Source organism: Flavobacterium jejuense (assembly GCF_006491595.2).
GTDB lineage: Bacteria > Bacteroidota > Bacteroidia > Flavobacteriales > Flavobacteriaceae > Flavobacterium > Flavobacterium jejuense.
In genome coordinates, this window is the sequence record NZ_VEVQ02000006.1 from 278,976 (window position 1) to 290,195 (window position 11,220).

General features: G+C 29.6%; 6 protein-coding genes. 4 read left to right on the forward strand and 2 right to left on the reverse strand.

Annotated elements, in window-relative coordinates; translation table 11 throughout:
* Positions 1-549 precede the first annotated feature (549 nt).
* Both ffh and FIA58_RS11435 read left to right on the forward strand, forming a co-directional pair.
* Positions 550-1,887 (forward strand): signal recognition particle protein, encoded by a 1,338-nt coding sequence (gene ffh / locus FIA58_RS11430; RefSeq protein WP_140962612.1) that lies wholly within the window; start codon positions 550-552, stop codon positions 1,885-1,887.
* Between the two features lie 61 nt (positions 1,888-1,948).
* A complete protein-coding gene (locus FIA58_RS11435; protein WP_140962613.1) occupies positions 1,949-2,830 on the forward strand; it encodes a bifunctional 5,10-methylenetetrahydrofolate dehydrogenase/5,10-methenyltetrahydrofolate cyclohydrolase in 882 nt (293 codons plus the stop codon).
* 297 nt (positions 2,831-3,127) lie between these two features.
* Here the strand turns inward: FIA58_RS11435 and FIA58_RS11440 are convergent, their stop codons facing one another.
* The gene (locus FIA58_RS11440; protein ID WP_140962614.1) at positions 3,128-4,723 is read right to left on the reverse strand and encodes a peptide chain release factor 3; all 1,596 of its coding nucleotides are present in this window, start codon (positions 4,721-4,723) and stop codon (positions 3,128-3,130) included.
* Positions 4,724-4,805: 82 nt separating this feature from the next.
* On the opposite strand from FIA58_RS11440, the gene FIA58_RS11445 reads away from it, so the two are divergent.
* Positions 4,806-5,435 (forward strand): response regulator, encoded by a 630-nt coding sequence (locus FIA58_RS11445; RefSeq protein ID WP_140962615.1) that lies wholly within the window; start codon positions 4,806-4,808, stop codon positions 5,433-5,435.
* On the opposite strand, the gene FIA58_RS11450 is transcribed toward FIA58_RS11445, so the two are convergent.
* On the reverse strand, positions 5,436-8,429 hold the full coding sequence (locus tag FIA58_RS11450) for a sensor histidine kinase (protein WP_140962616.1): 2,994 nt from the start codon (positions 8,427-8,429) through the stop codon (positions 5,436-5,438).
* Between the two features lie 376 nt (positions 8,430-8,805).
* On the opposite strand from FIA58_RS11450, the gene FIA58_RS11455 reads away from it, so the two are divergent.
* Positions 8,806-11,220: beta strand repeat-containing protein (locus tag FIA58_RS11455; RefSeq protein ID WP_394352423.1), on the forward strand; the 2,415-nt coding region annotated here is incomplete at its 3' end.

Genomic DNA, 11,220 nt, shown 5'->3' on the forward strand with positions numbered 1-11,220 from the left:
ATATTTAAAGGAATATTATGTGCCACAATATAACAAAAGTTTCTTTTGTTAACTATATTCTCTTATTCTTCATTACCACATTTATGCAAAAGATAATTGCCTTATGATTTAACATTTGATTTAAAAATAGCAGTGAAATTTTCTCTTTGCAAATGTTTTTTCTTCCTCAATATATATAACAAGTAGAGTAAAGCTTAATGTAACTGTTTTACATATAGTAACAAATTTAAGAAAATAAACTCAATAATTTAATTATTGATAGTATTGGTTCTTTTTATATAAGTAATTGGTAATAAGAATGTAATAAATGAAACTTGGGAAACAAACTCAAATGTAAGCGAAAGAGAATTGGAACTTGACTTAGAAGGAAAGTGGGAAGGAGCGAAGGTAGTAATTACTTATAGTGATCTAAAGATTAAAATTTGGATTTTTATTTGAAAACCCAACTAAAAACAAATAATGATTCATATGTTAAACAAGTTTCTTTTCTCTCTTTGAAACTTTTACACTTTATACTATCTTTGCAACTTATTAAAATCAAATACTATTATGTTTAATAATTTAACTGATAAATTAGATAAAGCGTTTCATATATTAAAAGGGCATGGTAAAATTACCGATGTTAATGTAGCGGATACTTTAAAAGAAGTTAGACGCGCACTTCTTGATGCCGATGTTAACTTTAAGATAGCTAAGGAATTTACAACTAAAGTAAAAGAAAAAGCAATAGGTGAAAATGTATTAACTACACTTCAACCAGGTCAGTTATTAGTTAAAATTGTTAAAGATGAACTAACGGAATTGATGGGTGGTGATGTTGCAGGAATAAACTTGTCTGGAACACCATCCGTGATTTTAATGTCAGGTTTACAAGGTTCTGGTAAGACTACTTTTTCTGGTAAGTTAGCCAATTTCTTAAAATCTAAAAAAGGAAAAAAAACATTATTAGTTGCCTGTGATATTTATCGTCCTGCTGCAATTAATCAATTGCATGTTGTTGGTGATCAAATAGGAGTAGAAGTATATTCAGAACCTGAGAATAAAAATCCAGTTGAAATTGCACAAAATGCAATTAAGCATGCAAAAGCAAATGGTTTTAATGTAGTTATTGTCGATACAGCTGGTCGTTTAGCTGTTGATGAAGAAATGATGACTGAAATTGCTAATGTTCACAAGGCTATTCAACCTCAAGAGACTTTATTTGTTGTAGATGCCATGACAGGTCAAGATGCAGTAAATACAGCAAAAGCTTTTAATGATAGATTAAATTTTGATGGAGTTATTCTAACTAAATTAGATGGTGATACTCGTGGTGGAGCTGCAATTTCAATTAAGTCGGTTGTTAACAAGCCTATTAAGTTTATTGGTACAGGAGAAAAAATGGATGCAATTGATGTATTCTACCCTTCTCGTATGGCTGATAGAATTTTAGGAATGGGTGATGTTGTTTCCTTAGTAGAAAGAGCTCAAGAACAATATGATGAAGAAGAAGCAAGAAAGTTACAAAAGAAAATTGCAAAAAATGAATTTGGTTTTGATGATTTCTTATCTCAAATTCAGCAAATTAAGAAAATGGGTAGCATGAAGGATCTTGTGGGTATGATTCCAGGTGCTGGAAAAGCTTTAAAAGATGTAGAAATAGAAGATGATGCATTTAAACATATTGAAGCAATTATTCAATCTATGACACCTGCAGAGAGAAGTAAACCTTCTTTGATTGATGTAAAGCGTAAAAATAGAATTGCAAAAGGAGCTGGAAGGAAAATTGAAGACGTAAATCAATTAATGAAGCAATTTGAACAGATGAGTAAGATGATGAAAATGATGCAAGGTGGTGGAGGAAAGAATCTTATGAAGATGATGGGAGGAATGAAAGGAATGAGATAATATAAGGACGCGAAATTTCGCGTCTTTTTTTTATGATATTTTAACTACTAACAACAACAAAATGAAATTATTAGACGGTAAAAAAGTTTCTGATGACATTAAGAATGAAATTGCAGCAGAAGTTTTAAAAATGAAAGAAAATGGAGAGAAAGTACCTCACTTAGCGGCTATTATTGTGGGTAATGATGGAGCTAGTTTAACTTATGTAGGAAGCAAAGTGAAATCTTGTGAACGAGTTGGTTTTGAATCTACCTTAATCAAGATGCCAAGTACTACATCAGAAACGGAACTTTTAAAAAAAATTAAAGAATTAAATGAAGATGATAATATAGATGGTTTTATAGTTCAGTTACCGTTACCAAAACAAATTGATACACAAAAGATTATTTTAGCAATTGATCCAAGTAAAGATGTAGATGGTTTTCATCCAGAAAACTTTGGTAAAATGGCTTTAGACATGACTACTTTTATACCTGCTACTCCTTTTGGTATTCTTGAACTTTTAGAAAGATACAATGTTGAAACAAAAGGGAAGCACACAGTTGTGATAGGTAGAAGTCATATTGTGGGAAGACCGATGAGTATTTTAATGGGGAGAAAAGGATTTCCTGGTAATTCAACAGTTACTTTAACACATAGTCATACCAAAAATATTAACCAAATTACAAGTCAAGCAGATATTATAATCACAGCTTTAGGAGTTCCAAATTATTTAAAAGCAGAAATGATTAAAGATGATGCTGTAATAATTGATGTTGGTATAACTCGTGTTCCAGATGAATCTATAGAAAAAGGATATAAAATAACAGGAGATGTTGATTTTGAAAATGTTTCTAAGAAGGCTTCATTCATAACTCCAGTTCCTGGTGGAGTTGGTCCTATGACAATAGCTATGTTGTTGAAAAACACACTATTAGCACGTGAGCAAAAAAAAAATAAATAAGTTGTTACCTTATCTAAATAAAAAAAGTTGCGTAAGCAACTTTTTTTATGATTTCATTTTATGATATTTATTTTAAAAATAAAAAATAGCAAAAGAGACATCTGTAATCGCTAACCAAATGCAGCAGGAAGAAGTTCATCATCTACAGGTGGATTTTCTTATGCAAAAGTAATTACGCTAAACATTCCACACAAAAGGTGAGATAAAACTAACTAATTTAGATTTCATTTTATTCTAGGTAAATTGGGTTAGCAGTATTTGATTTAGAATAAATACATTGCAAACTATATTGAAAAATTATGTAATACGAAAATCTGATGTGAAAAATAATTCTACACTTGGGTACTTTTGTTGTGTCATTTGTATTGAAAATTCACTATCTGCTAGAAATACTAATTGGCCATATTTATCATGACCTAGAAATTTTTGTTTTACTCTTTTAAATTCTGCAAATTCTTCATTTTTAGAGTCCTTGGGTTTAACCCAACAGGCTTTATATGCTGGAAAATTTTCATAGGTACATTTTGCACCATATTCATGTTCTAAACGGTATTGAATGACTTCATATTGAAGGGCACCAACTGTTCCGATTACTTTTCTTCCATTCATTTCTAGAGTAAACAACTGTGCTACACCTTCGTCCATTAATTGGTCTATTCCTTTTTCTAATTGTTTTGATTTTAAAGGATCTGCATTATTAATATATCTAAAATGTTCTGGAGAAAAACTAGGTATTCCTTTAAAATTCATACCTTCACCTTCAGTTAATGTGTCTCCAATTTTAAAATTTCCTGTATCATGAAGACCAACAATGTCACCTGCATAAGAAATATCTACAATTTCTTTTTTTTCAGCAAAAAAGGCATTCGGACTTGAAAATTTCATTTTTTTACCTTGTCTTACATGTAAATAAGGTTTATTTTTTTCAAAAGTTCCTGAAACAATTTTGACGAAAGCAATTCTGTCTCTGTGTTTAGGATCCATATTAGCATGGATTTTAAATACAAATCCACTAAATACATCCTCATCTGGATTTACTAAACGAGTATCAGAATCTTTAGGTCTTGGGGTTGGTGCAATCTCAATAAAGCAATCTAAAAGTTCTCTTACACCAAAATTATTTAAGGCAGAACCAAAAAATACGGGTTGTAAGTCACCCTTTAAATAGGCTTCTCTATCAAAATCAGGATATATTTCGTATACCAATTCTAGTTCTTCTCTTAATCGATTTGCGGCTTTTTCTCCTACAATAGTATCTAATTCTTTACTTTCAATGTCTGAAAAAGCGATAGTTTCTTCAATGTTTTTTCTACTATCACCTTCAAATAAGTTAATGTTTTTTTCCCAAATATTATAAATTCCTTTAAAATCATAACCCATTCCAATCGGAAAACTTAACGGAGTAACTTTTAACCCTAATTTTTGTTCTACTTCGTCAAGTAAATCAAAAGCATCTTTACCTTCTCTGTCTAATTTGTTGATAAAGACAATAATAGGAATCTTTCGCATTCTACAAACTTTAACAAGTTTTTCAGTTTGTTCCTCTACTCCTTTGGCAACATCTATAACCACTATAACACTATCAACAGCCGTTAATGTCCTAAAAGTATCTTCTGCAAAATCTTTATGACCTGGTGTGTCTAAAATATTTATTTTTTTGTCTTTATATATAAAGGCTAAAACAGAAGTGGCTACAGAAATTCCTCTCTGTCTTTCAATCTCCATAAAGTCAGAAGTAGCTCCTTTTTTTATTTTATTACTTTTTACAGCACCAGCTTCCTGAATGGCACCACCAAATAGCAAAAGCTTTTCAGTTAAAGTAGTTTTACCAGCATCAGGATGTGATATGATTCCAAATGTTCGTCTTCTTTTTATTTCGTCTTTAAAACCCATGTGTAATAATTTGGTGCAAAAATAGTATTTAAAAATAATATATGATTAATTTATTATTTTAGCATTTATAAATTTCTTTAAAATGAGTTATAAAATTTTAATAGTTGATGACCATTTGGTCGTAAAAACAGGTGTGTCAATCATTTTAAAAAGCGAAATTGATAATTTGGATATTCAATATACTTCAACTTTTAGTGAAACTTTAGAAAAAGTTAAGTTATTTAAATACAACTTAATTGTCTTAGATATTAATATTCCAGGTGGGAAAAATGTTGAAATGATTGCTGAAATTAAAACTATTGTTCCCGAAGTAAAAATACTTATGTTTTCTGCGCATGAAGAAGAATTTTATGCTTTAAGATATATTCATGCTGGTGCAGATGGTTATTTAAACAAATTGAGTAGTGAAGAAAAAATTGTTGAAGCAGTAAAATCAATTATGAGTTCTGGGAAATTTTTGACAGATGCTTTAATCAATCAACTAAATTATAGTAAGTTGAACAATGAACCAGTAAATCCATTTGATAAGCTTTCGAATAGAGAAAACGAAATAACAAATTTATTGGTAAGAGGAGAAGGGAATTTAGAAATTTCAAATATATTAGGGATACAAATGTCTACAGTTAGTACGTATAAAAACAGGATTTTCGAAAAATTGAAAATAAATAATTTGGTTGAATTAATAGAAAAATTTCATATGTACAATGCTTAATTAATAATCTAAAATTATGACAACCTTAGTTCCTATATTTTCTTTTGAATAAATTTTTAAATCACCTTTTAATAAGCGTAGAAGTTCTAAAACCATATGAAGCCCAAAACCATAATTTTGGATAGCTAATTTATCTGTTTCAAAATTTTTATGTAGATTAATGTAATAATTTCTGATTTCATCTGGCATTCCTGTGCCTGTATCTTCTATACTAATATAGATTTTATTTTTAGTAGTGTTTGCTTCAATTGTTATTGTACCATTAACTGTATTTTTTGTGGCATTATCTAACAAATTGTGAATAATAATATTAAGTATTTTTTTATTTACTATTACTTGAGAAGTAGTAAAGTCTTTATATGTGATTATGACAGCATTAGCTTCAGCAATACTCTTGAATAATTTTATTTTTTCATTTATAATCCAAGTTATATTTTTTTTCTCTTGTTGGTTCATATCTTTATGACCAATAAAAATTTTGGAGTAATCAATTAGATTTTCTACAAATCGGTATAATTGATTTGCCGATTCATGCATGACTTTTGTTTCTTCTTTTATGCTGTTGTCAACTAAAAATAGTGATTTTTCATTTAAATGTTTTGCTGTTATAGTTAGAAATTTTAAAGGACTTTTAATATCGTGACTAATAGTTCCAATTAATTTTTTTTGTTGAATTATTTCTTGTGTTAAATTATTTTTTGTGATTTTTAAAGTATTAACTGTTTTAATTAAAGTATTCGTTCGTTCATCAATGATTTGCTCTAATTCTTGGTTTTTCTTTTCAATATAATTGTATCTAAGTCTTACAGTATATATAAAAAGACCTGCTATTAATAAGAAAATAAATACTTTAAACCAAAGAGTTTCATAGTATAAAAAAGGTACACAAATGGTAATCTTTTTAACTTGATATTTTGATGAAAAATCACCTAATTTTCTAATAAATAAGGTATGATTTCCTGGAGGTAAATTAGTATAACTAATACTTTTTTCATTGAATAGATTTGTCCATTTGTCATTATCGCCAAGTTGTAATTTTGCTTCAAAGTGAATATTATTTTCATTACCATAATATGGGAAATCAATCTTTACTTCTATACGATTATTTACTCTATCAGTAAACAATGTGTCGTTAAAGTGGATTGTTTTATTTTCGGTCTCAACTTCATTGATATAAAAGTCACCAGAGGGTAAAATCTTGTTGACTTTTTCTGGATGAAAAACAACTAATCCATTTAAACTTGGATATATATAGTAGCCGTTTTCGAGTGTTGAGTTGCATGGTTGACAGCCACCATTAAATTCATTAGTTAAAAAACCGTTTTTTGCATCATAATGATGATAATAAATAGGAGAATTGTCTTTAAGATGTTTTAATAAGCTTTTTTTATCAACTTCAATTAATCCTTTATTGGTACTTATCCAAAAATGCCCATCCTTGTCTTCATTTATACAATGAGCCGAATTTAAAAACAAATTGGTGTCATAGGGAAGCTTATAAAATATATCGTTTTTAAGCAAACTGAAACCATTACTATAAGTACAAATCCAAATATTTTTGTCTTTACAAATAAAAATACTCCTCACATCATTTTTACCAGTTGGAATTCTTTTAATTTTATTATTGGTTTCATTATAAGTTATTATTGTTTTTTTTCCAGCCATTAAAATAGAATGATCTTCAGTTTCTGCAAAAAAGTTTACTGGTTCAACAATATGTTTTAAGAAAATAGGAATAGGTTTTTTGTTATAGGCATTGATGGTGGCTACAACAGCTAATTTATTTGAGTCATTTTTAAAACCAATCCAAATTTTATTTTTTGAATCACAAAAAATTGTGGCAACTTCTAAATTAAAATTAATTATAGTATGTGATTTGTAGTTTGTGGCTTTATTAAATCGAATTAGTTTGTTGTCATTTTGAATCCAAATGTTTTTTTGAAGATCTAAAGTAATTCCATATTGGTTACCTAGAGTGTTTAGTTTTAAATCGATTACAAGTTCATCCTTGTTGTAAATTTCTCCTTTTGCTGTTATAAATTCATTTTTAGAAATAGGTATAGTTGAATAATAATTGTTGTTGATGTTTTTTTTATTGGTTAAAACTTTAAATTTATTAAGGGTAATTATGGTTAAACCTTTATTGTCTGTTCCAATAAATAATTTGTTGTTTTTTATGTCATAATAAGCACAACGAGGAATGTAGTTTCTTATGTTGCTTTGCTCGTGTAACGTTTTTAAATAAAGTTTGTTAGTTGTTTTCTTTACTAATAAAATTTTTTTGTTTGTACAAACAAAATATTGTTGAGACAAATAATTATAAATTATTTTTGAATTTGTTGGGATATTGATCTTGTCCAAGTTTAGAAATTTATCCTTATATAAGGAATAGTTTCCTTTAGGATCCATACAAATCAATTCATTTTTAATTAAAAAGTAATCATTAGTTGAACTGTATTTGTGTTTTACTTCGCTTTTTGTATTCCCTTTTTTATCAAAAAAAGATATTTTATTTTTCTCTATTAAATAATAATTTCCTTTAGTGTCATGAATTTTAGAATAAAGTAAATCAAAATTTAGTCTATTTTTATTATTGTGATTTAGATAAAATCTTTTATTGTCATATTCTGATGTTAATTCTTTAGAAATTTTTTGTTTAAGTTTTGTTGCTTTTCTATTTGTTATAAAAATATTGTCTGAATAATCTTCAGTAAAAGAACTTAAAGAATCTTGTTGAATATTTCCACTAAGATATAGAAACCTGTTTGAAACAGTATTAGTATTTGAACTATTATACACCTTGAACTTTTCACCATCAAATCGTACTAATCCATTTTCAGTGGTCATCCAAATAAAACCATATTTATCTGGTGAAATACTCTTTACTGAATTTTGTGGTAGATGCTCAGTATCTGCAGAATACCATTTTTCATAAAAATTCTGTTGAGAATATCCAAATTGAAATAAGAAAAATATGAAGTAAAATCTGTTCAATAGTTTTTTATGTTAATTAATTCCGATGAAATATAGAATATAATCGATTAAGTGTGGTGTAGTATTTATTCTACAGAAGAAAGCCTACTTCAAATGCAAATATCTTAAAAATATCTTAATATTTTTGTTCAAAATTTGTGTATTGTTTAATAAGAATACAATACACTTTTATAAATGCTATTGACTAAATATATAATAATGAGGAAATCATTATTAATTGATTTTTCAAGAGAAAATCAAAAAATAGGTATTTCTACCTGTTTATAATCAAATGGCATGTTTTATTTTTGCAGACTATTTTTAACATTTTTTACTATAAATATGTAATAAGTGTTAATTTTTATTTTTTGTGTTATAATTAAATAAATATATGTGTATGATGAAATTACTACAATTTAACCTTTTTGATTTTAAAAAAGGAGTATCAGGTTATTCGTTAAAAATACCTGTTTTTTTACTTCTTTTTTTTAGTCAGTTTATCTTCTCCCAAAATATTTCAGGAGTGATAAACAATTATACGGCTGTAACAAATATTAATAATCCAGTATGTTTACCTTGTGATGCAAATTGTGTTCATACAATAACAGTAGCTGATGCTTCTGCGTTTGCTGTTGGAGACAAAGCTTTAATTATTCAAATGAAAGGAGCAACAGTTTCAACAGCAAATAATGCTACTGGAGGCTCTGTTACTGCGATAAATGAAGCAGGGAATTATGAGTTTTTTGAAGTGGGTTCAATTGCAGGAAATGTGATTACTCCTAGATATGCTTTAATTAGAAACTATAATACTACAGGTAAGGTACAAGTATTAAGAATTCCAGATTTAAATGATGCAAACATTAATGCAACACTAACTGCAGCACCTTGGAATGATGCAACTGGTACAGGTGGAGTTTTGGCTTTATCAGCAAATACATTAACTTTTAATGCAGATATTGATGTAGAGGGATTAGGTTTTACGGGAGTTGGAATGCCTTTTAATGGTACACCAGATAATTGTTCTGTAAATCCAAGTACCCAAATGGTTTTACCAAATACAAATGTTAGCTCTTACACTAGAGGTGAAGGGATTGCACTTTTTAATGCGTTAACTGATAGAGGGCGCGCTCCTAGAGCAAACGGTGGTGGTTCTGGTGTTTCAGGTGACTCTGGTGGAGGAGGAGGATCAAACTTTGGTGCTGGTGGTGAAGGAGGTAAGAGATGGTGTGATGTAAGTGGCTTAAATGCTGGTGGAGTTGGTGGCTTTTCAATGTCTCCTTATTTAGCTTTAGATAAAGTTTTTTTAGGAGGTGCAGGTGGACCAGGTTTTGTGACTACCAATAACCCTTCTTCTGCTGCTAATGGTGGTGGAATTGTAATAATTTTCGCTAATGATATCATCGGTAATGGTTTCCGTATAAATGCTAATGGTCTTTCTCCAGTTGCTGTAAATCCTGTTGGAGCTCCAGATGGAGGAGGAGGAGGAGGAGCTGGAGGTAGTGTTTTAATTAAATCTCCATCATTTACAACTAATTTGACTATTGATATAAATGGAGGTCAAGGACAAGATTTAAATACTGCTACTCATCATGGCCCAGGTGGTGGTGGTGGTGGTGGTGTGTTTTTATATTCTTTAGCAAGTTTACCTGCCAATGTTACTTTAAATGCTATTGGAGGAATTGGAGGAGTTCATTCAGATGCATTTAGAAATGATTCACAAGATGGTCAGTCAGGTGGAAGTATATCGTTATATGTTCCAATTGAAAATCCTAATTATACTGGTAATGATGATGATGATGGTGTAACCTTAGATTGTGATTTAGATGATGATAATGATGGTATACTTGATACAGATGAATATGCTTCAGGACTACCAGATCCTTTAGGAGATGATGATGGAGATGGAGTTCCAAATTATTTAGATCCAGATTTAACGGGCTTTGTAGATGTTAACAGTGATGGAATTAATGATAATTATGATACTGATTTAGATGGAATTTTAAATCAATTTGATACGGATTCTGATAATGATGGTTGTTCTGACGCAAATGAAGCTTATAATTCTTCAACAGCAGATAGTAATGGAGATGGTACTTATGGAGGAGTTATTGGTTCAGGTGAAGTAGATGCTAATGGTCAGGTAATTGGTGCTGCTTATTCAGTTCCTAATACTAATACTTATATTGCAACAAGTGTTTCAATAACTACTCAACCCACAAATCAATCTACTAATGTTGGTGGTAATGAAACATTTTCAGTAGTTGTTTCAGCTATAAGTACTACAGCATTTGTTAATGGTACACCAGATTATACTTTGCCAGTTCCTGCATCTGATGTGTCAGGAGTAACCGTTTACCAATGGCAAGAAGATTCTGGTTCAGGTTTTGGAAACATTACAGATGGAGGTGTTTATAGTGGAGCTAATACACCGACTTTAACGTTGACAGGAGTAACTGCTGCTATGAATGGATATAGTTATCAGGTGATTATAACTCATCCAAATAATATCTGTACTAGTATAACCTCTTCAGCAGGTATATTAACTTTAATCGATGCAGTAGACGATGCTACTCCAGCAGATTTATCAAGTGTAAATGGATATACAGGAGGAGTTGCCGGAGATATTACTACAAACGATACTTTAAACGGAGTTGCCGTAGTTGACACCGAAATCACAATAAGTGTAATTGCAGATGGAGGTCTAACTGGCGTAAGTATTGCATCAAATGGGACTATTAGTGTTCCAGCAGGTACACCAGCAGGCACTTACAATGTTACTTACCAAATTTGTGAGAACTTAAACTCAACTAAT

Coding starts and splice junctions, on each gene's coding strand:
- ffh (WP_140962612.1), top strand. CDS start 550: ATGTTTAATAATTTAACTGATAAATTAGATAAAGCGTTTCATATATTA.
- FIA58_RS11435 (WP_140962613.1), top strand. CDS start 1,949: ATGAAATTATTAGACGGTAAAAAAGTTTCTGATGACATTAAGAATGAA.
- FIA58_RS11440 (WP_140962614.1), bottom strand. CDS start 4,723: ATGGGTTTTAAAGACGAAATAAAAAGAAGACGAACATTTGGAATCATA.
- FIA58_RS11445 (WP_140962615.1), top strand. CDS start 4,806: ATGAGTTATAAAATTTTAATAGTTGATGACCATTTGGTCGTAAAAACA.